Origin of the sequence: Synechococcus sp. WH 8101 (assembly GCF_004209775.1) — a bacterium.
Lineage (GTDB): Bacteria > Cyanobacteriota > Cyanobacteriia > PCC-6307 > Cyanobiaceae > Synechococcus_C.
This window is the reverse complement of record NZ_CP035914.1, coordinates 2,472,846-2,495,517: the sequence shown is the minus strand read 5'-3', so window position 1 is coordinate 2,495,517 and position 22,672 is coordinate 2,472,846. Positions and strand designations below refer to the sequence as shown.

General features: G+C 57.6%; 19 protein-coding genes. 8 read left to right on the top strand and 11 right to left on the bottom strand.

The window, feature by feature from the left end:
- Positions 1 to 28 precede the first annotated feature (28 nt).
- Positions 29 to 2,707, top strand: a complete 2,679-nt coding sequence (alaS, locus tag SynWH8101_RS13265) for an alanine--tRNA ligase (protein WP_130130157.1) — start codon at positions 29 to 31, stop codon at positions 2,705 to 2,707.
- Here alaS and SynWH8101_RS13260 read toward each other — a convergent pair.
- The gene (locus SynWH8101_RS13260; protein ID WP_130130156.1) at positions 2,693 to 3,370 is read right to left on the bottom strand and encodes a Coq4 family protein; all 678 of its coding nucleotides are present in this window, start codon (positions 3,368 to 3,370) and stop codon (positions 2,693 to 2,695) included. The two genes, alaS and SynWH8101_RS13260, sit on opposite strands and share 15 nt — an antisense overlap.
- Before the next feature lie 95 nt (positions 3,371 to 3,465).
- On the opposite strand from SynWH8101_RS13260, the gene SynWH8101_RS13255 reads away from it, so the two are divergent.
- Both SynWH8101_RS13255 and SynWH8101_RS13250 read left to right on the top strand, forming a co-directional pair.
- Positions 3,466 to 3,789, top strand: coding sequence for a DUF3307 domain-containing protein (locus tag SynWH8101_RS13255; RefSeq protein WP_165381029.1), 324 nt, complete (start codon positions 3,466 to 3,468; stop codon positions 3,787 to 3,789).
- Positions 3,790 to 3,793: 4 nt separating this feature from the next.
- Entirely contained in the window at positions 3,794 to 4,480 is a 687-nt protein-coding gene (locus SynWH8101_RS13250) for a Crp/Fnr family transcriptional regulator (RefSeq protein WP_130130154.1), read from the top strand.
- A 12-nt stretch (positions 4,481 to 4,492) separates the two neighbouring features.
- Here SynWH8101_RS13250 and speA read toward each other — a convergent pair whose 3' ends face one another.
- From speA to SynWH8101_RS13235, 3 genes are read right to left on the bottom strand one after another with little or no spacing between them, the layout of a single operon-like run.
- Positions 4,493 to 6,445 carry a biosynthetic arginine decarboxylase gene (speA, locus tag SynWH8101_RS13245; RefSeq protein WP_130130153.1) on the bottom strand — a complete coding sequence of 651 codons (1,953 nt, stop codon included), beginning with the start codon at positions 6,443 to 6,445 and terminating at the stop codon, positions 4,493 to 4,495.
- The gene (locus tag SynWH8101_RS13240; RefSeq protein WP_130130152.1) at positions 6,439 to 6,831 is read right to left on the bottom strand and encodes a type II toxin-antitoxin system VapC family toxin; all 393 of its coding nucleotides are present in this window, start codon (positions 6,829 to 6,831) and stop codon (positions 6,439 to 6,441) included. The genes speA and SynWH8101_RS13240 overlap by 7 nt, the downstream gene beginning before the upstream one ends.
- Positions 6,828 to 7,079, bottom strand: coding sequence for a type II toxin-antitoxin system Phd/YefM family antitoxin (locus tag SynWH8101_RS13235; RefSeq protein ID WP_130130151.1), 252 nt, complete (start codon positions 7,077 to 7,079; stop codon positions 6,828 to 6,830). The genes SynWH8101_RS13240 and SynWH8101_RS13235 overlap by 4 nt, the downstream gene beginning before the upstream one ends.
- Before the next feature lie 121 nt (positions 7,080 to 7,200).
- Between SynWH8101_RS13235 and ndk the strand changes: the two genes are divergently transcribed.
- Complete coding sequence (gene ndk / locus SynWH8101_RS13230) at positions 7,201 to 7,656, top strand: nucleoside-diphosphate kinase (RefSeq protein WP_130130150.1); 456 nt, start codon at positions 7,201 to 7,203, stop codon at positions 7,654 to 7,656.
- A 63-nt stretch (positions 7,657 to 7,719) separates the two neighbouring features.
- On the opposite strand, the gene SynWH8101_RS13225 is transcribed toward ndk, so the two are convergent.
- On the bottom strand, positions 7,720 to 8,841 hold the full coding sequence (locus SynWH8101_RS13225; protein WP_130130149.1) for an FAD-binding oxidoreductase: 1,122 nt from the start codon (positions 8,839 to 8,841) through the stop codon (positions 7,720 to 7,722).
- 75 nt (positions 8,842 to 8,916) lie between these two features.
- Here SynWH8101_RS13225 and gatB point away from each other — a divergent pair, with 75 nt between their 5' ends.
- Positions 8,917 to 10,404, top strand: coding sequence for an Asp-tRNA(Asn)/Glu-tRNA(Gln) amidotransferase subunit GatB (gene gatB / locus SynWH8101_RS13220; protein WP_130130148.1), 1,488 nt, complete (start codon positions 8,917 to 8,919; stop codon positions 10,402 to 10,404).
- Between the two features lie 9 nt (positions 10,405 to 10,413).
- Here the strand turns inward: gatB and SynWH8101_RS13215 are convergent, their stop codons facing one another.
- The 4 genes from SynWH8101_RS13215 to coaE all read right to left on the bottom strand — a co-directional run bounded on the left by SynWH8101_RS13215 (position 10,414) and on the right by coaE (position 14,055).
- Positions 10,414 to 10,971 (bottom strand): hypothetical protein, encoded by a 558-nt coding sequence (locus SynWH8101_RS13215; protein ID WP_254427981.1) that lies wholly within the window; start codon positions 10,969 to 10,971, stop codon positions 10,414 to 10,416.
- A 78-nt stretch (positions 10,972 to 11,049) separates the two neighbouring features.
- Positions 11,050 to 12,906, bottom strand: coding sequence for a hypothetical protein (locus SynWH8101_RS13210; protein ID WP_130130147.1), 1,857 nt, complete (start codon positions 12,904 to 12,906; stop codon positions 11,050 to 11,052).
- On the bottom strand, positions 12,851 to 13,270 hold the full coding sequence (locus tag SynWH8101_RS13205; protein WP_130130146.1) for a hypothetical protein: 420 nt from the start codon (positions 13,268 to 13,270) through the stop codon (positions 12,851 to 12,853). The genes SynWH8101_RS13210 and SynWH8101_RS13205 overlap by 56 nt, the downstream gene beginning before the upstream one ends.
- A gap of 188 nt (positions 13,271 to 13,458) precedes the next feature.
- Positions 13,459 to 14,055, bottom strand: coding sequence for a dephospho-CoA kinase (coaE, locus tag SynWH8101_RS13200; protein ID WP_130130145.1), 597 nt, complete (start codon positions 14,053 to 14,055; stop codon positions 13,459 to 13,461).
- Here coaE and argJ point away from each other — a divergent pair.
- Positions 14,054 to 15,349, top strand: a complete 1,296-nt coding sequence (gene argJ / locus SynWH8101_RS13195; RefSeq protein ID WP_174719524.1) for a bifunctional glutamate N-acetyltransferase/amino-acid acetyltransferase ArgJ — start codon at positions 14,054 to 14,056, stop codon at positions 15,347 to 15,349. The two genes, coaE and argJ, sit on opposite strands and share 2 nt — an antisense overlap.
- A 122-nt stretch (positions 15,350 to 15,471) precedes the next feature.
- Positions 15,472 to 16,839, top strand: a complete 1,368-nt coding sequence (locus tag SynWH8101_RS13190; RefSeq protein WP_130130143.1) for a phage integrase SAM-like domain-containing protein — start codon at positions 15,472 to 15,474, stop codon at positions 16,837 to 16,839.
- Between the two features lie 1,637 nt (positions 16,840 to 18,476).
- Here the strand turns inward: SynWH8101_RS13190 and SynWH8101_RS13185 are convergent.
- Both SynWH8101_RS13185 and SynWH8101_RS13180 read right to left on the bottom strand, forming a co-directional pair.
- Entirely contained in the window at positions 18,477 to 19,979 is a 1,503-nt protein-coding gene (locus SynWH8101_RS13185; protein WP_130130142.1) for a DNA methyltransferase, read from the bottom strand.
- Positions 19,980 to 20,190: 211 nt separating this feature from the next.
- Complete coding sequence (locus SynWH8101_RS13180; protein WP_130130141.1) at positions 20,191 to 20,832, bottom strand: site-specific integrase; 642 nt, start codon at positions 20,830 to 20,832, stop codon at positions 20,191 to 20,193.
- Positions 20,833 to 22,137: 1,305 nt separating this feature from the next.
- Here SynWH8101_RS13180 and SynWH8101_RS13175 point away from each other — a divergent pair.
- Positions 22,138 to 22,644: a hypothetical protein gene (locus tag SynWH8101_RS13175; RefSeq protein WP_174719523.1), complete on the top strand. Its 507-nt coding sequence runs from the start codon at positions 22,138 to 22,140 to the stop codon at positions 22,642 to 22,644.
- Positions 22,645 to 22,672: the final 28 nt, after the last annotated feature.

Sequence of the window (22,672 nt, the reverse complement as noted above, 5' to 3'; positions counted from 1 at the left end):
GGACCTGCCTCCCACGCCCGAATCCGCCATGGCTGTTGCACGATCGTCGCGTCCGCAGGAGCCACGTCCCCGCAGCGGTGAGCAGATTCGCGAGGCCTTTCTGGCCTTTTATGAGCAGCGCGGCCACCAGCGCATCGCCAGCGCCTCCTTGGTGCCGGACGACCCCACAGTGTTGCTCACCATCGCCGGCATGCTCCCCTTCAAGCCGGTGTTCCTGGGGCAGCAACAGCGTCCGGCGCCCTGTGCCACCAGTTCCCAGAAGTGCATCCGCACCAACGACATCGAAAACGTGGGCCGCACGGCGCGGCATCACACGTTTTTCGAGATGCTCGGCAACTTCTCCTTCGGCGACTACTTCAAGGAGCAGGCGATCCAGTGGGCCTGGGAGCTGAGCACCGAGGTGTTCGGCCTCTCGCCGAACAATCTCGTGGTGAGCGTGTTTCGCGAGGATGACGAAGCCGAGGCGATCTGGCGGGATGTGGTGGGGGTGAACCCCTCGCGGATCATCCGTATGGATGAGGCCGACAACTTCTGGGCCTCCGGTCCCACCGGCCCCTGCGGCCCCTGCTCGGAGATCTATTACGACTTCAAGCCCGAAATCGGCGACGACGGCATCGACCTCGAGGACGACTCGCGCTTCATCGAGTTCTACAACCTGGTGTTCATGCAGTACAACCGCGACGCCGAGGGCAACCTCACGCCGCTGGAGAACCGCAACATCGACACCGGCATGGGCCTGGAGCGGATGGCCCAGATCCTGCAGGGGGTGCCCAACAACTACGAAACCGACTTGATTGTGCCGCTGATCGAGACGGCGGCGGGGTTGGCAGGGGTTGATTACCGCGGGCTCGATGAGAAGGGCAAAACCTCGCTCAAGGTGATCGGCGACCACAGCCGCGCCATCACCCAGCTGATCTGCGATGGGGTCACCGCCAGCAACCTCGGCCGCGGCTACATCCTGCGCCGGTTGCTGCGCCGCGTGGTGCGCCACGGCCGCCTGCTCGGCATCGACAAGCCGTTCCTCACGGCGATGGGTGAAGCCTCGATCGCGCTGATGCAGAGCGCCTATCCGCAGCTGGTGGAGCGAAAGGAGGTGATCCTGGCGGAGCTGCAGCGCGAGGAGGCCCGCTTCCTTGAAACGCTGGAGCGGGGCGAGAAGCTTCTGGCCGATGTGCTGGCCGCCAAGCCCAGGCAGATCTCCGGCGAGCAGGCCTTTGAGCTCTACGACACCTATGGCTTCCCGCTGGAGCTCACCGAGGAGATCGCCGAGGAGCACGGCCTCACGGTGGATCTCGCCGGGTTTGAGGCGGCGATGGAGGCCCAGCGCCAGCGGGCCAAGGCTGCGGCGGTGAGCATCGATCTCACCCTGCAGGACGCCATCGATCAGGTGGCGGCTGATCTGGAGGCCACCGCCTTCCGTGGCTACGAGCTGCTCGAACACAGCAGTTCGGTGCTGGCCCTGGTGGTGAACGGTGATCCGGCTGAGCGGGCGGTCGCTGGCGATGCCGTGCAGGTGGTGCTCGACACCACGCCCTTCTATGGCGAAGGCGGTGGCCAGGTGGGTGATCGGGGCGTGCTCAGCGGCGACGGGCCGGATGGCCATGGGCTGATCGTGGCGATCGAGGCGGTAAGCCGGAACCGCAGCGTGTTTGTGCACAGCGGCCGCATCGAGCGGGGCACGCTGAGCGTGGGTGATGTGGTGCATGGCCAGGTGGACCGGGCCTGCCGCCGCCGCGCCCAGGCGAACCACACCGCCACGCACCTGCTGCAGGCGGCCCTGAAGCAGGTGGTGGACCCGGGCATCGGCCAGGCCGGTTCGCTGGTGGATTTTGATCGCCTGCGCTTCGACTTCCACTGCCCCCGCGCCGTCACCGCCGCCGAGCTCGAGCAGATCGAAGCGCTGATCAACGGCTGGATCAGCGAGGCCCACAGCCTCGAGGTTCAGGAGATGGCGATCGAGACAGCCAAGGCCGCCGGCGCCGTGGCGATGTTCGGCGAAAAATACGCGGATGTGGTGCGGGTGGTGGATGTGCCCGGCGTGTCGATGGAGCTCTGCGGCGGTACCCACGTGGCCAACACCGCTGAGATCGGTCTCTTCAAGATCGTGAGCGAGAGCGGCGTGGCTGCCGGCATCCGCCGCATCGAGGCCGTGGCCGGCCCGGCGGTGCTGGCGTATCTCAACGAGCGCGATGCGGTGGTGAAACAGCTGGGTGAGCGCTTCAAGGCCCAGCCCGCCGAGATCGTGGATCGTGTGGTGCAGTTGGCGGATGAGCTCAAGGCCAGCCAGAAGGCTTTGGCCGAGGCGCGGGAGGAGTTGGCGCTGGCCAAGTCAGCGGCGCTGGCGGGGCAGGCGGTGGCGGTGGGTGCGCACCAGCTGCTGGTGGCGCGCCTCGATGGTGTGGAGGGCGGCGGCCTGCAGAGCGCCGCGCAGGGCCTGGCGGATCAGCTCGGCGACGGCGCGGCGGTGGTGCTGGGCGGTCTTCCCGATCCCGGCGATTTGGGCAAGGTGATCCTGGTGGCGGCCTTCGGCAAGGCTGTGATCGCCAGGGGGCAGCAGGCCGGCAAGTTCATTGGTGGAATCGCCAAGGTCTGCGGCGGTGGCGGTGGCGGCCGCCCCAACCTGGCCCAGGCCGGAGGGCGCGATGGTGCCGCGCTGGATCAGGCACTGGACACAGCGCGTGAGCAGCTTGGTTCAGCTTTGCTGTGAGTCTTCGCCTGGGGCGCTGGGCAGCTTCAGGTCCCGGCGCCACTCCTGCAGTGGACGCTCCCAGCCGTCTTCCAGTTTGCGGGCGATCACCAGATCCGCATCCAGGCCCATCTGGAACCCATGCGCCAGGGCGCGCAGAAGTGGGGCGAGCGATTCGTTGTTCTGCAGGGCGCTGAGCAGACCACCGAAAATCAGCATCACCGCCAGGGGCGACCGGTTCTGAGCCAGGTTGAACCCCTGGAGCCCGAGCTCACTGACTCCGTCGATTCCGAACCCCGTCAGCACGTGCACGATGTCGTGGGTTTCCTTAAGCCGATGCACCACAAACTCCTGGGCGTTGGTCACCGGAGAGGGATCGATCAAGGTGTCAGGAGTGATCCCTTGGCGGATCAGTTGATCCGCATACACCCGACCCAGGCTGCCCTCAGGCAGCTGTTGCAGCTGGTCGAGATTGATCGGCGCCGGTCGCCAGCCCTCGTCCACCAGCGATCGGAACTCGTTGTCAGCCAGCAGGTGCTGCACCATCTGCTCGCCCAGCGGGCTGTCCTTGAAGCTGGCTGCCACAGCGAAGACGCTGTCGAGCGAGCCGGGATTCTTGAGGAAGGTGGCGAGGCCAGCCACCATCTTCAGGCTCTGCAGCCGCTCCTTCAGGTTGAGCTTCATGGTGACCAGGCGGAGTCATCCCCCAGGTTGGCGCTGTTTGCTGCGGTTGACCTCGCGTTGTCTCTTAGCGTCATCCCAGTCCTGCTGCTGGTGTCATCAACGCTCTCAATCTGCTGATCCTCCTGGTGGGCGCTCATTTCGTGTGCGACTTCGTTCTCCAGAGCGATCGGATGGCGCAGGAGAAGCTGCCGGGGGCAGATGCCACGCTCAATTGGCGCTGGTGGTTGGTGGCCCATGCCGCCACCCATGGTTTGGCCGTGGCGTTGATCACCGAGGTGCCGCTGCTGGGTCTGGCTGAAACGCTGCTGCACGCGATCATTGACTGGCTGAAGGGCCGTCTGCGCTTTTCGCTTGGCCTCGATCAGGCATTGCATTTGCTTTGCAAACTGATCTGGGTGGGTCTGATCGTTCGTTTCTGAGTTCATGTCTGCGCTCACCCATGAGACCCTCGCTGCGATCACCCTCTTTGCAGATCTCAACGGCGACGATCTCGATCATCTGCTCGATCGTCATCGCCAGAGCGATCACCAGATCGATCAGGTGATTGTGATGGAACAGGACTGGGGCGAGTCGCTGTTTCTGATTCGCGACGGTCTGGCCAAGGTGCGCACCACCACCGCCGAAGGTGATGAGGCGATCATGTCGCTCCTGGGCCCGGGGGATGTTTTCGGTGAGATGGCGGCTTTAGATGGCGCATCGCGTTCGGCGGATGTGGTGGCCCTGACTCCCCTGCGTCTGGTGAAGCTGCGCTCGGCTCCCTTCGCTGCGCTGTTGCGGCAGCAGCCCGACTTCGCTCTGGCCCTGGCCCGCCTCGAGGCGGGACGTCTGCGTGATCTGAATCAACGCTTCGCCCTGCAGAGCGCCGACGCCACAACACGCCTGCTCGATGCCCTCGCTTACCTGGCCCGGAAGAGTTCCGGCCAGGATGATGTGGAAGCGCCGATTCCGCCCCTGGCCCAGAAGGAGATCGCGCTTCTGGCTGGCCTGGCCAGGGAAACGGCCTCGCGCACCCTCAGCAAGTTACGCAGCAGGGGCGTGGTGAGCGAGGCGAACGGCGGCCTGCAACTCAGTGACCTGGAACCGCTGCGCAAGCGGGGTCTGCTGGTGTGACAGCGGGATGGATCAGTTCTTCAGGTAAGTGCTCTGGCGCAGGCTGCTTTCCAGATGGTCCATCAGCAGGCGGGCGTCGCTGATGCGGAGAGCGCCGCGGCTGATCGCCTGTTCGCTGGCGATGCGCAGCCGTTCGAGCAACAGATCCGGCACATGCTCCATCGCCTGAAGCACATCCGCGTTGGTGTCGCCCCGCACCACATGGTCCACCTGGTAGTCGCCGCCGGGTGCAAGGCGGATGTGTACCGCATCGGTGCTGCCGAACAGATTGTGCAGATTGCCCATCACCTCCTGATAGGCGCCGCCGAGAAACAGGCCGATCAGATAGGGCTGGTCAGCCACCAGGGAGTGGAGCTCGAGCAGCGGTTTGCTGCGGCCATCGCTGATGAAACGGCTCAACCGTCCATCGGAATCGCAGGTGAGATCGGCGAAATGCCCCAGGCGTGTTGGCTTCTCATCGAGGCGATGCAGTGGCATCACAGGGAAGAGCTGCTGGATCGCCCAGGTGTCGGGAGCGGAACGAAAAATCGACAGGTTGGCGTAGTAGGTCTCCGCCAAAACAGCAGGCAGTTCCTTGAGATCTTCAGGCAGAGTGCCGTCTTCCGGTAAACGATCCAACAGGGCACGGGCACAGGCCCAGGTGAGTTGTTCCGCCAGGCTGCGGTCTTGCAGGCTCAGATAGCCGAGCCGGAAGGCAGCCAGGGCATCAGCTTTGAATTTGAGTGCATCGTTCCAGGCCTCCTGGAGCCGGGAGACATCGGCGGTTGCATCGGCGGGGAGGGTGTGGATGCCCGCCAGGGTGTCGCGCAGGTTGCGCACAATCAGCGGTTCTTCACCCGCCTCGGGGGGAGCGCTCTGCTGCAGGCCGCCACTGCCGAGCACATCGAACACGAGTACGGAGAAATGGCTCGCGATTGCCCGCCCGCTTTCGCTCACCAGCGTTGGCACGGCCACCCCGTGGGGGGCGCAGCCTTCCTGCACCGTTGCCACCACGTCATTGGCGTAGTTCTGCAGCGAGTAGTTGGTGGAGGCCGCCGTGGCCGTACGGCTGCCGTCGTAGTCGATCCCCAGGCCACCGCCCACGTCCAGGTAGCCCATCGGTGCGCCCAGGGCATGCAGTTCCACATAAATCCTGGAGGCCTCCTGCAGGGCGTCTTTCACCACGGCGATGTCATTGATCTGACTGCCCACGTGGAAATGCAGCAGCCGCAGTTCCTCCAGGAGGTTGGCTTCCCGCAGGGCTTCGACGGTGGCGAGAATCTCTGGCACCGGCAGGCCGAATTTCGCTTTTTCGCCCACGGAGCTGCCCCAGCGGCCTGTGCTGCGACTGGAGAGCCGGGCCCGGATGCCGATCAGCGGTGCCGCCCCCAGCGCCTCGCTGGCCGCGATGATGCGCTGCACCTCGTCGGCCTGCTCGATCACCACCACTGGACGGCGTCCGAGTCGGCGCGCCAGGATCGCCGTTTCGATGTAGCGCTGATCTTTGTAGCCGTTGCAGATCAGCAAGGCCTCCGGATCGTCGATCAAGGAGAGGGCGATCAGCAGCTCGGCCTTGCTGCCGGCTTCCAGTCCGAAATGCCAGCGTTTACCGCAGCTCACCAGCTCTTCCACCACGTGGCGCTGCTGGTTGCATTTCACCGGGAAGACGCCCTGGTAACGCCCGGCGTAGCCATACCGGGTGATCGCCCGTTCGAAAGCGCCATGCAGCCGTTCCAGCCGGTCTTCGAGAATGTCGTCGAAGCGGATTAGCAGCGGCAGGCCCAGATTGCGGTCCTGCAGACCTGCCACCAGGTCGATCAGATCGAGGCTGCCGCCGCGATCACCGCGTGGTTGCACGCTCACATGGCCGCGTGGATTGATTGAGAAGTAGGGCTCGCCCCAACGCTCCAAGCCATAGAGCTCGGCACTGTCGGCTGGGGTCCAGCCCTGGTGCTGGCCTGCGCTGGCGGAGGGGGCGATCACCACAGACTGCGGACGTGCGGGTAAGTCCTGATTTTGGAGTCTGCCGTCACCAAGGCGATGTTCAGATGGCGGGCCTGGGCCACGAGGAACCGATCAGCGGGGTCGGCATGAAAGGTTCCCGGGAGTCGGGTGGAGGCCACCGCGACTGCCGGGCTAAGGGGCAGCAGCTGCAGCCTGGGTACTGATACCACCAGGTTGAGCCAGCGTTCCATGTCGACGCTCAGACCGAGTCGCCCCCGTTCCACCAGCATGGCCACTTCCCAGCAGCTGATGGCCGACACCAGGCGTTGCTGTTCTTCCGCTTCGATCGCCGCGATCGCTGCAGAGGAGAGTCTTTCGTGCTCACCGTTGGCCCACCAGATCAACACGTGCGTGTCGAGCAGGATCACGCCAGGGCCTCCCAGTCACCCTCAGAAACGGGTTCAAACGGTTGGTCGAAGTAGGTGACGGACCCGCGCAGTGCATCCAGTGGATCGGCTGCATCGTTCTGCAGGGGCCGATAGGGCCGAACTTCCAGGGCCGGTCGGCCGTGATCCGTGATCACCAGCGGTTCCCCGCTGGTTTCGATCTCGCGGAAGAGGGCCAGAGCCTGGGCCTTGAACTGCGACTTGGAGACCTGACGGGGTGCGATGGCCATGGTCATCATCGAATCGTCTTGAGCCTAGTCACATGCCCATGGTCATTATTGGCTAGGGGGTTGTGCTTGCCAACCGGCAGCCCCGCCACGGACGATGGCCCGGATCTGACGCTTTCCTTCCATGGCCGAACGCACTTTCATCGCCATCAAGCCCGATGGCGTCCAGCGTGGTCTCGTGGGCGAAATCCTTGGTCGCTTCGAGCGCAAGGGATTCAAGTTGGTGGGTCTCAAGCAGCTCACCCCCAGCCGGGAACTGGCAGAGCAGCACTACGGCGTGCATAAGGAGCGTCCTTTCTTTGCTGGTTTGGTCGACTTCATCACCTCCGGCCCTGTGGTGGCGATGGTGTGGGAGGGCGATGGCGTCATCGCCAGTGCCCGCAAGCTGATCGGTGCCACCAAGCCCCTCGAGGCCGAGCCCGGCACGATCCGCGGTGATCTGGCGATCAACATCGGCCGCAATGTGATCCACGGCTCCGATGCTCCCGAAACCGCCGAGTTCGAGATCGGCCTGTGGTTCCAGCCCTCCGAGCTGAGCGACTGGACCCCGTCGGATCAGGGTTGGCGCACCGAGGGCTGATCGCTTCACCCAGGCATCAAGGCTCACGCGCTCCGTTGGGCTGGAGTCGATCTCTTGGCGATTTCAGAGCGTTGACGCCTTCGCTGAGTTTTCAAAGCGATCCCAGCGAAAGGCCTGCAGCAGCGTCTTGGTGTCGTTATCCAGTGGTTGGCCGGTGATGACGCCGGCCAACAGCTCTGCGGTCAGGCCCGCCATCAGCACGCCGTTGCGGTGATGGCCACAGGCCAGCCAGAGCCCTTCGATCGAACTCGCCCCTAGCACCGGCCCCTCATCGGGGGTGCAGGGACGGAAGCCCCACCAACGTTCCATCGGTGGCCAGTGCGTCGCCTGCGGCAGCAGGGAGGCGATCCCCGCCTGCAGGGTGCGCTGGCCCTGGGGGGTGAGGCCTTCGCTGAAGCCGGCCTCCGGCTCCGATGTGGCACCGACCACCACCAGCCCGTCCTCGCGGGGCACCAGGTAGGTGCCTGGGCCGAAGATCACTCGCTTGAGGGCGCCACGGGGTGCCTGCAGCGAGAGCATCTGTCCTTTCACAGGCGCAATCTGCAGCTCCGGCAACAAACGAGCACTCCAGGCGCCGGCGCAGAGCACCGCTTCGGTGCAGGCGAGCGTGTAGTCGTGTCCTTCGGCATCGCGAACCCGTGCGCCCTGCAGGCCGCCGCCGCTCTGCTCGAGGGCCAGCACATCCACACCCTCGAGGAAGCGCACACCCCGATCGGCACAGGCACTTTCCAGCGCCCGCATCAGCTGCCGTCGGTTGTCGATCTGACCATCCTGCTCAAACAGCAGCCCGGCGGTCCAGGCCTCGCCCAGGCCGGGCAGTTCGCGCTCCAGTTGTTGCCGATTCAGCGCTTGTCCGCAGGTGGCGGTGGGGTAGCGGTCTCGCGCGGCGGCCTCCTCGAAGGGCACGATGATGCCGCTGGTGCGGAGCCCGCAGGAGAGGCCACTGTCGGCTTCGATCTGGGCAACCCAGCTGGGAATGCGGTCCAGACTGCGTTGACCCAAGGTCAGTTGATCGCCAACGAGCCCTTCGGCGTGGGGGGCGAGCATGCCGGCGGCCACAAAGCCTGCTGCTTCACTGCGGCGCCGACTGAGCACGGTGACGGTGCGGCCGCGGCGGGCCAGCTGGTGGGCCACCGCCAGGCCGATCAGGCCGCCACCGAGGATCACAACGGGTTCGCCCGCCATCGCTGCTGTGGATCACATCCCTGACCCTACCGGCACCATTCCATAGGATTGATCGGCTAGCGAGACTCTGGGCGGATGGCTGTCAACGGGGCTGGAACGGGCGAGTGGGAAGCCGTGATCGGTCTGGAGACCCACGTGCAGCTGGGCACCGAGAGCAAGATCTTCACGGGTGCCTCCACGGCCTTCGGTGATGACCCCAACACTCACATCGACCCGGTGGTGTGCGGCTTGCCCGGCACCCTGCCGGTGCTGAATCAGAAGGTGCTCGAGTATGCGGTGAAGGCGGCGATGGCCCTCAACCTCAAGATCGCTGAGCACAGCAAATTCGACCGCAAGCAGTATTTCTATCCCGATCTGCCGAAGAACTACCAGATCTCCCAATACGACGAACCGATCGCCGAAGACGGTTGGATCGAGGTGGAGGTGGCGGAGAAGGGCAAAGAGACTTATCTGAAAACCATCGGCATTGAGCGTCTGCATATGGAGGAAGATGCCGGCAAGTTGGTGCACGCCGGCAGCGATCGCCTGGCGGGTTCCACCCATTCGCTGGTGGATTACAACCGCGCTGGTGTGGCCCTCGCGGAGATCGTGAGCAAGCCGGATCTGCGCACGGGTCGTGAAGCTGCTGAATACGCCTCGGAGATTCGCCGCATCATGCGTTATCTCGGCGTGAGCGACGGCAACATGCAGGAGGGATCCCTGCGTTGTGACGTGAACATCTCCGTGCGTCGCGGCCCTGACGCGCCCTTCGGCACGAAGGTGGAGATCAAGAACATGAACTCTTTTTCGGCGATTCAGAAGGCCTGCGACTACGAGATCCAGCGCCAGATCAAGGCCTACGAGAGCGGCGAAACGATCGTTCAGGAAACCCGCCTCTGGGATGAGGGCAAGCAGCTCACCAAGAGCATGCGTAGCAAGGAGGGAGCCAGCGACTACCGCTACTTCCCCGATCCCGATCTGGGACCGATCGAGGTGAGTGCAGACCAGCGTGAAGCCTGGCGTGCTGAATTGCCGGAGCTTCCCGCCGCCAAGCGTCATCGCTACGCAGAGACCCTGGGGCTGTCGCAGTACGACGCCCGCGTGCTCACCGACGAACGGCCGATGGCCGACTACTTCGAAGCAGTGGTGGCAGCCGGCGCTGATGCCAAGTTGGCGGCGAACTGGATCACGGGCGATATCGCCGCCTATGTGAACAGCAACCGCATCAACTACGCCTCGCTGCCCTTCCGCCCCGAACAGCTGGCGGAGATGGTGAAGCTGATCGATGGCGGCAAGATCAGTGGCAAGATCGCCAAGGAAATTCTTCCTGAGTTGCTCGAGAAGGGTGGCTCACCGGCCCAGATCGTCGATGAGCGCGGCCTGGGCATGATCAGTGATCCTGCAGCGATTGGTGCCATCGTTGATGAGCTCCTGGCTGCTCACCCTGAGGAGGTGGAAGCCTTCCGGGGCGGTAAGAACAAGCTGCAGGGCTTCTTTGTGGGTCAGCTGATGAAGAAGACCGGCGGCAAGGCCGATCCGAAGCTGGCCAATCAGATCCTTAGTCAGAAGCTGAAGGGGGGCTAAAGCTCCGTCTCAGTTGGTTTGCGGAGGGCCGTTGTACAGCTCGTTCAGCACCGAGCGGCCATCGGCAGCGATTTTGAGAATTGTCTGAATGCTGGGGGCGTCACCGCTCTGCTCCCAACCCGGTGGCCCCCCAGGGATGTTGAACACGAAGTCGTCATTCTCACGGCTGAGGCAGGGATTGCCCGTAGCGCCGGCGAACATGCAACTGGCGGGTCTGTAGACGCTGAGCCCACCGTTGAGCCGGATTGCTGTGTCGCGAGCCAGGTTGATGCTGCGTCGTGCGGCGAGGGGATCGTTTGCGCTGCTGCCAGGGATTGCAGCGTTGCCCGGTGCTGGAGCTTCACCTGGATCTGGTGCCGATGAACTCTCCGGTTCGGTGCTCGACGTGCAGCTCACTTGTGGTGTGGTCAGGTCGATTGTGCTGACAGCGACAAGGGCTCCCGATGCACGGTCATAACAGCGGAACGTGATTGCCTGTGCTTGGGCAGCGTTGCCGAAACTGATGCTGGCGGCGGCAAGGCTGCAGGCGCTCAAGCCCACGGCACTCAGATGGAGCAGGTAGTTCATTCCTGAATTCTGATGGACAAACCCAAAGCGTTGGATAAGCCCCGCCATGGCGGGGCACAGGTTCGGTGGTTGGTGTTGTCAGCGTGCGGTGCGGTTGGAGAGGGTGTAGGTCACCCGCACCGAGCTGCCCTCATTGGTGGGGAGGGGAACTTCATACCGACCGGTCTGCCCCGGGGCTACGGTCAGGATCTTGCGGTACATATAAGTGCCGATCAATCGACCTCTGCAGCTCGTTCCCTCGTAGAGCTTCACTTCGACACCAAGGTTGGCATTGCCATTGCGGTCAATCCAAACCTTGTCCCAGTCGTCGGATCTCACCTCTCTGTCAACACAGAAGCGGGTTTTGTTGGAGGATGGGAAAAAGGCGCTGAAACGTTCTCCGTTGTTTTCTGGTCGCTGAAGTTGCAGCGTTTTGGAGAAGGTGCGTTGTCCGGTTTCGTTTCTTGAGAGGCTATCGTGATCAACAATGTAAACGGTTTTTGTGAGTCTGAGCACCTGTTTGATCGCCCGATTGCTGGGGTCAGGATTTCCTTGATTGCAGCTGTCCTTGAGAGCGCGGGGCGGATTGTTGGTCGTTGACCAGCTCGTGTTGATGGTGGGTGATCCACTGAGCTTCACCAGTTTCCCGTTTCGGACTTCCAGTGTGATGTTGCCGGTTCGCTGGTCACAAGCGTTGGTCCATCGGCCGGTGATTCTGTTGCCACTGGTCCGTCCAATCAAGGTGTTCAGAAGTTGTCCGGAATTCGAGTAGCCGCGCATTCGAAAGTTGTTCTGGCCCGGGATTTCCTGGGTTTGCAGGATGTCGTAAAAACCATTGTTATTGCCTTTCCACCAGCCATTCAGGTTCTTAGGCGTCTGGTCTTGAGGTGGTTGGGGTGTGCTGCAGGTGGGGTTGGCCTGAACGTTGCTCGGACGTGCAGAACGAGACCATTGGCTGTTGGCGGTGGAGCCACTCATCCGGCGGAGCTGGCCGTTGCTGAACTCGAGCACGGCATTGCCGGTGCGGTTATCACAGAAGTTCTTCCAGGAGCCAGTGATGCGGTTGCCAGTGATGGTGCCGGTGAACAAGTTCAGGGCGGCGCCATTGTTGGAGAAACCCTTCATCTGGAAGTTGGAACCACTGGTTTGAATGGAGTAGTAGCCGCTGCGATCACCGCGCCACCAGCCGTTGAGGTTGATGGGCTGTTCGGGTTGGGGGTCAGGTTGTGGCTGAGGGTTGGGAGGTGCAGGTTGATTGAGTTGGCTGAACAGAAAGATGGTTTTGTCGCGTCTGTTGGGATTGTCGACGGAGGCCTTCAGCCTTTCGTCATTATTGACTTTGAGCCACTTGTCGTTTTTGCGGGATTGCAACGCCATCTGCCCGCCTAGTCCCGTTGCGATGAAAGTGGTGCTTTCCCGGTTTGACTTGCATTGGTAGGAGTCGAGCAGCACGGTTTCATTGTTGTTTTTTACGCGCCACCACTTATTGGGGTTTTTCACGCTGCGCAGGGCAAATGTGTTTCTGGAGGCGCCAGGCAGGTTGCTGACATCAAAGAGTTCGAAGACGCCTTCACTGCCGGGGGCTGGTTGGTTACGGAGTTTGGCTTTCAGAGCATCGTTGTGATGGCCGCCGCTCACATAGCGGTCATTCAACTTTGACTTGATCACAAACTGGCCGAGGGAGCGTCCGTTTTCGCAGTTCACACCGTTGTTGGCGGAGGCTGAGGGGGCTTGCAAGCTTGCGGCGGCCATCAGTGCGGAGGCCGTGAGGGTGCTGGTTGCTGTGCGGGCCTGCTTGAGGAGAGGCATGTCGTTTGCTTTTGGTTGGTGTTTGAAAGGTAGTGAGTGTGTTGGTTTTGACGGATGATTGAAAAATGTTTGTTGTGAAGCGACGTTCGGCTTAGCGGAAAAGATCGGCGATGCCTTGTCCAAGTAATTTGCCGAGGTGTTGGCCAACGGCAGAGCCGAGTTGATCGCCGGTGCTCATCTCGGGTGCAGGGGGTACTGCTGGATCGCTGAAATCTGGCTCAACAGCTCCGCCTCCCGTGAAATCCGCCTCGCTTGTGCCGATCTCAATCACGGGATCTGGGCTGGTTGGTGAAGGTGAAGTTTGGGCGGGTGTGGTGCTGGTGCCGGGAACGGGCAGGCAGCTCACGATGGGGCTGGTCATGTCGACGGCGCTGCGGGCAACGAGCTGACTGGTGGTGCGATCGAAGCAGTCGAAGGCGATGGCCATGGCATCGGCTTTGGGGCCGTGGGCGATCACCAGAGCGGTGGAACCGAGAGCGAGGGCAGAGAGGAGGGAGAGGGAGCGGTGCATGGGAGTGAGTGCTGGGGAGTGAGGTGCGATGAAGCAGAGCCATCTGCTGCCGATGAACCCAAGATCTCTGCGATTGCGGTGCCGCTTGTTGATGTCGGTCTCCTTGGCCTGTGAGCTTGATCACAGGAGCTGAGATCGTCTGCACCCCGGTCGATGTTCTTCTTGCTTCTCCCGATCAGGACCGGGTCTCAGAGCTTTGAATCGATCAGGGCGCTCCACGCTTCTGGCCGTTCACCGTTGTCAATCACCAGGTCTGCTCTGGCGCATTTGCTGGCGAGGGGCATCTGGGCGGCGATCCTGAGCCGGGCTTCTTCGACCGTCAGGCCGTCTCGGGCCATGAGTCGTTCTTGTTGCTGCTGTTCTGAGCAGGTCACGACCCAGATTTCTGTGCAGAGGCTCTCCAGGCCTGCTTCAAACAGCAGCGGAATCATCAGCACCACGATTGGCTCCTGCTGGAGCCTCAGCAGCTCCACATCGAAGTGATCACGCACGCGAGGGTGCACCAGCTGCTCCAGCCAGCGTCGCTCGTCTGGGTCGCTGAACACGATCCGGCCCAGGGCCGCGCGATCGAGACAAGCCTCCTCCCCTGTGGCGCCCTTGGCGCGCACCCGATCGCCGAAATGGGCGATCACTTGCCGGGTGGCTTCGCTGCCTGAAGCCAAAACCTCCCGCGCGACCTGATCGGCATCGAGCACGGGAATACCCCGTTGCGCCAGCCAGCGACCGACGCTGCTCTTGCCGCTGGCAATCCCTCCGGTGAGGCCAATCCGGCGTTGGCTGGGCATGGCGCGGGGTGAGGATGGATCCAGTGTCTCCCCTGCAGGCGTGATGGTGGCCAACAGCGGATCCCTCTCGCCCACTTGGGTTGCCGTGCCGGGAGGCCTCACGGCTCCGGATGGGTTTCAGGCCTCAGGCTTCACCGCCGGGCTGAAGGCTTCCGGGAAACCAGATCTCGCTCTGCTGTTGGCGCCGGAGGGAGCGGTGTGTGCCGGCACCTTCACCACATCGGTGGTGCGGGCGGCCTGCGTGGATCTTTGCATCGAACGGTTGCAGCGCCGTGGTGGCCAGGTGCGGGCGGTGCTCACCAATTCCGGTCAGGCCAATGCCTGCACGGGGGATCGCGGCTTGATCGATAGCCAGCGGGCCACCCAGGCGCTGGCGGATCGGCTGGGGCTGACGGCAGAGGAGGTGCTGATCTGCTCCACCGGTGTGATCGGGGTGCCGATCCCGATGGATATTTTGTTGGCGGGGATCGATCCTCTGGCGTCGGCCTTGAGCGGCGATGGTGGCGCGGCAGCTGCCACAGCGATTCTCACCACCGATCTGATCGACAAGCAGATCGCCCTGGAGGCCAATCTCGGCGGCCGGCGCGTGCGCATCGGTGGCATGGCCAAGGGGTCGGGAATGATTCATCCCGATATGGCCACGATGCTCGGCTACCTCACCTGTGATGCTGCGGTGCCCGCGGATCAGTGGCAGGCGCTGGTGCAGCGGGCGGTGCAGCGGTCGTTCAACGCCATCACCGTGGACGGTGACACGAGCACCAATGATTCGTTTCTGGCGTTTGCCGCCGGAGCCCCCTTGCCGCCGGATCAGCTGGCGGCCTTGGAAGAGGGTGTGACCCAGGTGGCTCAGCATCTGGCCCGCGCCATTGCCCGTGACGGTGAAGGGGCCACCTGTCTGATGGATGTGCGGGTGGACGGTGCCGCCTCGGAAGCGGAGGCGCAGCGGATCGCTCGCACCGTGTGTGGGTCGTCGTTGGTGAAAACCGCCATTCATGGTCGCGATCCCAACTGGGGCCGGATCATTGCCGCCGCTGGCCGCGCCGGGGTGCACTTTGACCCCGAGACCGTGGCGCTCTGGCTTGGCGAGCATCAATTAATGGCCGCTGGACAGCCCCTGCCTTTTGATCGTCCTGCAGCGTCCCGATACCTGCGCGAGCGAGCGGCGGGTGCCTACTTGCAGGACGACAGTGTGAGGATCCGGTTGCGGGTCGGTGATGGCCCCGGTCAGGGCCAGGCCTGGGGTTGCGATCTCTCCGATCAGTATGTCCGTATCAACGCCGACTACACAACATAGGTATTGTGATAAGTAGACTCTCTAGTCATGCCAAGCATTTTGCCTGCCTGCTGACTACATACCTTGCTGACCTGTGACAATAGTGTGATAATGCTACACACGAAATCTTTGTTACGCCTGTCGTGGCGAGACCATCCGAAGGCAAGTGGGTCCAGGAGAAGACGCTGGTGTTTCCTCCAGAGGAGGATTGCTACATCTACAAACGACCCAACTCAGGCACCTGGCAATATTTTCTGACTATCCCTGGTGAGGGTGTTGAGCGTAAATCTACGAAGAAGAAGAATCAGGTAGAGGCACTCCAGGTAGCTAGGGACAGAAAACTTGAAGTGATGATGAGACAGAAGCAAGGTCTCAAGGCACGGCGTGTCAAAAAGATGTTTGATTTCATAGATGAATATCTGGCATCTGAGAAGGAGCGTGTCGCTGACTACAACAAACCTAATCACATAACTTCTGAGACCTTCAGGATAAAGTCACATCATCTGAAGATGCTGAAGAGGTTTTATCATGATAGAAGTATTAGGTTAGAAGATTTAGATTATCCTAAACTACAGAAATATCCGACATGGCGTAGGACTAAAGATGAAACCTGGAATCCTTCACCACCTAAGACTCAACACACCATCAGGACAGAGCTCACAACCATAAAAGCATATTTTGATTTTCTATTTGAGAAAGGTCTGCTACCTAGGAAACCTGAGTTTGAGAAGGTTAGAAGTGAGTCGCTTAGAAATAACAGGCGTGACTACTTGTCACCACGCCAGTATCAGCAAACTATCAACACTATTAGGGCGTGGTCCAAGTCTAAGAATCTGACGCCATCTCAGGAATACAACCGCCAGGTTATCTACCAGGCGATTCTTGTGATGTCTAATAGTTGCCAGCGAGTGGGTGAATTGAGGAAGCTACGCTGGCGTGACCTAGACCCCAATACGAATTTGAGTAAGGAGGACCAGAAGGTTGGTCATCTGATTCGTATCAGACCTGAGGCAACAAAGACTGGTGAGTCAAGGACTATTCAGTCTCCTACTACTAAGCATTTTCAGACCATTCGTGAGTTATCTGGCATCCCTAAACACAGAGGTCCATTCCCACATGTCCCTCCCGATAGGTTGAATGATTTTGTTATTAGTAAGTTTGGTCACCCAGACCAACCCATGGGACAAGGCACATGGGACAGACTCTGGAAAGATATCAAGTCTGAATGTGCCGACCGATATTGGAATCAGAAAAATATAACTTGGTATAGCTTCAGGCACACAGGAATCAGTTTCGCTGTGAGTAGAGGCGTGCCGATGCTACTGCTGAGTAGGAATTGTGGCACAGGCACACGATACTTAGAAGATGTCTACTTTCATCATGAGAGTGAATCTAAGCAGACATGGGAGACACTTTCTCAGAATAGAGTCTTCTTCAATAAGTTGAAGCGACATGAAAATTATGTCCTGGTGGAGATTGAGGACATCATGGATGTAGACCCTAAGGATTGATAAGGTCCAGAAGATGACCATCGTCATCTACTAACCGAAAACGCTTGCCTGTCTGTCTAGCTCGTATGACAGCAGTTTTGTAAGCATTCTGCTGATGGTGGCATGTTTGATATCTCTTCCAGTAACCATGTTGGTCCTGATACTCAATCACTAGTTTCATCATCATGTGGGTAGCATCATGTCAACATTGACATGGTGACCACGAAAAACTTTTCATGACCTCAGGCATGTCTAGAAGGACCTAGAAGGTGCCTGTCAGGTGGACTAGGTGTCCTTGCCTCTATCAATTGAAGAATGACCTAGAGACTTGGTATTACCACTCGCCACGCTCTCTCTGGAAATCTCGTAGGAGCTTCAGGTGTTGGAGTGTCTGTCTCTGTTGTTGTGACTCTCTAAAGGAAGTGGCATCACTCTTCTGACTCTTTCCTCTAGGTCGTCTGTGTTTGATTCCATGCCACTCATTCTTAGGACGCCATCCCAAGGCATCACGCCAATCTGATTTGGTCTGGTGTGTAGCATATTCTTCCATCGCCATATTGAGAGAGATGGAATTCAATCCACAAGAGTCTCTCTTACATATCAGTCGGTAGTTGTCTCTACTCTCAGTTGGAATGAGTCCACAACACTTGGTGGACTTACATACAGGACACTCAAGATTGACAAACTTTGGCATTCCACCTTCTGTCTTTCTACTGATACCTTTCAACTCGGTAGCTAGTTTTGAGGCATGGACTGATAATTGGTAGCGGTCAAGTCTATTCATATTCAACTTACGGGAGATGGTTTACCTGGCGAAATTTTTCTGATAGCGATATGTTGGTTATGGCAAAAGGGTGTTATAGATTGTCATCCCTAGATGGGACCCAAATATAACAATCTGAATCGCTGTCTAATTGTACTCTAAAACTTAGGATTGTGATAGGCATCATATACAAGTTTCTCAATCATCTTCTCAGGTGTAAGTTTCTTTCTCTTTGAGATATCCTTCAGCATCTCAACAATAACTTGGTCCTTTACTTTAGTGAATGGATTCATCTTCTTCGTCGTTAGAGAGTGTGGATAGAAAGATTTTCATCTCTATGTCTAGGAGCTTCGCCTTTGTGATGTCTATCTCTTCGGAAAGATACATCATTTGGTGTTGGACTAATTCGTCTTCGCCTAGTAACTCCATCTTGGAATATAGGAATTCTAGTGTTGACTCAAGTCTGTCAAATTCTTTCTGGAGATTCATCTCACATCATCCTTTGTGCTAGGTATTCTTTACGGACTAATTGTTTATGAAGTTGACTTCTGTTGTAACCCATCTGATTCATCAACCAATCTTCCATCATTAGAATCTTGTCATCGTTGGTCCTGTAAGAGATGGACAACACAACAGGTGTGGAGTGAGATGTAGGTAGCATATTCAATAAGACTTCAGTAGGAAAACTTCTGGTGTAAATGTTGTCCCCATGACTTTCGGTCTAAGGCACACTTCCCACCTATGTTTATTTAGATATAAAAAATTGGTTTTGGGTGTCTTCATGCCCAGAAGATTCTCTAAGTAAGTCTCTAAAGGAAATCTCATCACATTCTATCTATAATAGTTTTACTGAAAACTTACGGAAGTGTCAGAAGATTGTAACAATCAAGATGGACTAATTGAATTTTACCCATGCCACCTGTGTCTCATAGTTTTTGGTGACGAAACCTAGATTGTAGTTTGTTTGATGTGATGACCAAGCGAAGGGATTGTTGACCTCTACAAACATTTGGTCCCACAGAGTTAGACCATGACTCTTGGCAATTGTCTGGAAGTGGTATGACATGTCTAGGATGCCATTCTCACCATCTCTAGCTGTGCCTAAGGTCATGATGATTGGATGGAAGATTCTATCCTTGTAGTTACTAGTCTTGATTAGTCTGCTGATGTTGCCGAAGAGGATATCTATCTTCTCTAGAAACTGAGGGAGTGGCATGTTAGATAGGTCTCTTTCATCTTCCGTGTTGTAGCTCTCAGCAAAATTGAAATACGGAGGACTGGTGTATATGGCATCCAAGATTCCGCTCTCGTTACGGAGACTTTCCATTTCAACGCCACACTCTTCATACAAGGTCCAGGAAGAGTCCTCAACCTCCATATGGGTAGTGATGACTTCTCTAGTCTTCCGTGCCGCTAGAGCGTTTATCTCAAACCCAATAAACCTTCTCTGGAGGTGGAGTGCCGTGACTGCTGTAGTAGCTCTGCCGTTGAATGGGTCACACACTAAGTGACCTGGACGAGTGTAGTAATCAATAGAGAATCTAGATTGGTCAGGATTCTGCTGATGTAGTCGTATCGGCATGTCACCAAAGGCAAGTGTCGCTTTTGTGTGCCTCAAGTCTTCTGTGTGGTTGACTAAGTTACATACCTTCCGTAAGTCATCTTCCACTCTCGGGAATTTCATCAACGACTTTGGCATTCCACCCCAACGCTCTTTGATGTTGAAGTCCACCTGAGGTGTGGTCTTCAACTTATGGTCCTTCATCTTCGCCTGGAAGAATGATTGTTTCCATGTCCTACATTCACCAGTAATAAGTAGGTTGGCGATTTCAATCTGAATGTGGTCTTCTTCTGATGATAGTTTTATAAGGTCTACAAGTGACTTAGCAAATTCTGTGCCAGATAGAAATGACTTTACCTCAGGATGTAGTTTATAAATCTGTTTTCGTTGTTGATACGACCTCTTGGATAGTCCAACGCTACTAGCTAATTCTTCTACGCTTACTTTACTTTCACCACTAGTGTGTTGATTGTCACCTGTCCTGTAGATAGTGCCGAGAGATGCCATCAACTCCTCTCGCCTTACTAGATGGTCTGCTTCCTCTATGTAATCCAACTCATTACGGAGAAGATTTTCATCAATCTCCAGGAGCTCGTTGAAGGTATCATTACTTTCTTCCTGGATGGTGGCAGGGATAGTCTCTTTACCTAAGGACTGGAATGCCAGTAGACGATGGTAACCAGCGATAAGGTTGTAGTTACCATCAATAGTGATGGGATTGATTAGTGTCCCAATATCTCTAATAGACTCTGCCAACCCTTCCACCTTTTCATCAGATGGTGTCCTCATTCGGACCCTAACCTTGATGGCATCAACTGGGACCTCTACTACCTTCACGCCTGTGACACCAAGACTCTTGGCGATAGTAGCTCAATCTGGAGGTCATGAAAAACTTTTCGTCATCCCTGACCTTGAAGTAACTTAGTAGCTATAACTTCCTTGAAACTGCTACAGAGTTATTCTACTCAAGTTATTGTATATTGTCAACCCCTGGATGATACTTACTATGTTGACAATAACTGTCATCAATATTATAATGATAGGATAATCAAACACCCTCCTTCACAAATAATTCTCTGTATTTGTCAAAGGTTTGGCGTCTGTCGCTATCCAGGTATTGTTGTAGAGACATCAGATTTCTGTGACCGCTGATATTCATGATTTCTCGTAGTGACCATGACTCCTCAATATGAAGATGAGTCAGGCGTGAGCGTCTCATGGAGTGTGTAGAAGCTCCTTGTATGCCAGTCCAGTCGTATGCCTTACGAAGGAAGTTGTCTACAGACTGAGTGGATACAGACTTCTCACCTGCCTTGAGTTTCATGTTTCTAGAGTTGGTGAAGAAGATGTAGTCATCACCCTTTAGACCATGACTACCTACCCATATGGATAAGTTGTCCAAGACTGATGGCGGTAGTGGCACCTGGCGGGTCTCTTTCGTTTTGGTAGAGGACTTCTCAAAGGTCACCAGACCATCCGTGAAGTTGATGTTGTTGACCTTGAGGTTGGTAACTTCCGAGACCCTGCCCGCTGAGTAGTAGAGAATCTCCGCCAATAGTGAATACTTCTCAGGTAGAGAAGCGAAGACCATCTCCAGCTGCCTCTTGTTGAGCACAGCAGACTTACCACTCCTGTTTGTCTTACACATGAATTTGGACTTAGAAGACTGATTAGTGGCGTGGGAGGTCACACAGGACCATCAACCTTGCCTCTCCATCATTCTAACTTTGTCTTCTGTCAATTTTACCAAGTATAAAAACAGGCTATGTCTTGATATCTGAGAATGAGCAATCTCAAGACGCCCATGGGATGATATTTGCTACAGATGGCTACGAGTTGATTTGCCTAAAGAGTCTTTATGTGGTATAGAGAATCTGATGTATAACCAGGGTCCTGGTGTTGTTGGCGGTTAGTGAGGATGGTGGCGTCATTCGCCTCCAATGCCTTTTTTAAAAAAGGATGATTACTTCACTATCGATGAACAGACTTTCAAGAGCAAAGCGTGTTCTTGGGGCGTATACGAATAGAGCTCACGAAGCCCTTTGTAGTAGTACGGATTAGTAACAGTGCTTCCATACAGGCTTCTCACTTGCTTTTGTGTTTCCTCCTTGTCGGGCACCGCTGATCCGAGGCAATATATATTTGCCCTTTTCCGCTTTGACTCTTTTCCTGTTGTCGTGTCTACACGATATATTTCAAATGTTGCTTGTTTGATTTGACCTTCCTCCCAGAGTTTTGAAATTGCCAAAGATGATTCGTACCGATAGGTCTGACCTGTTCTCTGGAATTTACGTAAAAGATCCCGAGATATCGGAAGACTGGATGAGAGGCTGGGAGTAAGGCTGTCTTTGGGAGTCTTTTTGTTGATCTCGAGATTCTTGGCTACTAAAATATCTCCCTCAAATTCGTCTGGAACTGAAACGCTGGATTGGGCGGCGAACCCACAGGAAAATAATAGAACTGACAAGGGTGTAAGTGATGTGATAATTTTCCTTATCATTGATCCGAGTGCTCTAAATATATTTTACCACATTAACATGATTGCTGGTTGTGTTTGGTGACTCCTGCCCAGTATTGGGTATCTTTCTTGAGGGCGCTTGTCGAGGTCTGGAGTTATGCCCACCTCTCCTCGTTGTGTGATCGCTTTGTGATGTCAGTGGCGATACACACCTGCCAATTCCCAGTCAGGGTGGCAAGTGTCGTGCCATGGCAAGGTTCCTCTACTGGCACATGTGATAATAATTTCCATCACTTGTGATAATTCTGTGATAACTGCCCTGTTGACCCAGCGTAGTGGTAGCAATCGTCTAGGGGTTAGGTGTGTATACTTATGAAGTGTCCGTGTGTATCAACGCCGATTACACGACGTAGGCGCTGACCGACCCTGTCAGAATCGCCGGTGTGGTGCGGGGGATTCGAAGCTGTGGCCAAGGCATCGGGGTCTGCACGCGAGGGAGAGCAAGCCAAGCGTCCACGTTTCTGGGTCGGCCCATTGGTGGCGGGAGGGTGTTTTGCGCTCGGTTACGGCATCACCCAGCGGATCATCGTGATGCAGGGAGCCCTGCAGGAGCCGCGTCGCGAAGCCTTTGCCAGCCAGGCGTTCCCGGGCGAGGGCCTCGAGGCCTTGCGCCGTCGCCATGGCGAGTTCTCCCGTGATCTCACGGCTGATGTGGCCACCAAGGAGGCGGAGCTGGCCCGGGAACGGGAGGCTGAAAAGTCGCGGCAGGAGGCGGAGCGCATCGCCGCTGAAGCCAAGCGCCGCGCTGAACAGCAGGCGCTGCTTCCGGCGGTGGCGCCGGAACCTGTGCTGCCCGAGCCAGCCTGGACACAGCCGGAGCAGGCGATGCCGGCACCTGTGCTTCCGAAGCCCGAGCCGAAACCGCAACCCGTTGTGGCTGAGCCCGCACCGGCACTGCCGCCCAGTCCCGCTCCTGTGCTGGCGGAGCCGGCTCCAGTGGCCGCTCCCTTCCCGGCACCGCCGGTGGCCCCTCCCAGCCCCTGACGCTGGAGCGACTGATCACGCGCCGCAC

What these genes read in the sequence shown, in the direction of transcription:
- coaE (WP_130130145.1), bottom strand. Translation starts at nt 14,055, where the DNA reads ATGCCCAGCCAACGCCGGATTGGCCTCACCGGAGGGATTGCCAGCGGC.
- ndk (WP_130130150.1), top strand. Translation starts at nt 7,201, where the DNA reads ATGGCCGAACGCACTTTCATCGCCATCAAGCCCGATGGCGTCCAGCGT.
- SynWH8101_RS13235 (WP_130130151.1), bottom strand. Translation starts at nt 7,079, where the DNA reads ATGGCCATCGCACCCCGTCAGGTCTCCAAGTCGCAGTTCAAGGCCCAG.
- SynWH8101_RS13260 (WP_130130156.1), bottom strand. Translation starts at nt 3,370, where the DNA reads ATGAAGCTCAACCTGAAGGAGCGGCTGCAGAGCCTGAAGATGGTGGCT.
- gatB (WP_130130148.1), top strand. Translation starts at nt 8,917, where the DNA reads ATGGCTGTCAACGGGGCTGGAACGGGCGAGTGGGAAGCCGTGATCGGT.
- SynWH8101_RS13225 (WP_130130149.1), bottom strand. Translation starts at nt 8,841, where the DNA reads ATGGCGGGCGAACCCGTTGTGATCCTCGGTGGCGGCCTGATCGGCCTG.
- alaS (WP_130130157.1), top strand. Translation starts at nt 29, where the DNA reads ATGGCTGTTGCACGATCGTCGCGTCCGCAGGAGCCACGTCCCCGCAGC.
- SynWH8101_RS13250 (WP_130130154.1), top strand. Translation starts at nt 3,794, where the DNA reads ATGTCTGCGCTCACCCATGAGACCCTCGCTGCGATCACCCTCTTTGCA.
- SynWH8101_RS13205 (WP_130130146.1), bottom strand. Translation starts at nt 13,270, where the DNA reads ATGCACCGCTCCCTCTCCCTCCTCTCTGCCCTCGCTCTCGGTTCCACC.
- argJ (WP_174719524.1), top strand. Translation starts at nt 14,054, where the DNA reads ATGGCGCGGGGTGAGGATGGATCCAGTGTCTCCCCTGCAGGCGTGATG.
- SynWH8101_RS13215 (WP_254427981.1), bottom strand. Translation starts at nt 10,971, where the DNA reads ATGAACTACCTGCTCCATCTGAGTGCCGTGGGCTTGAGCGCCTGCAGC.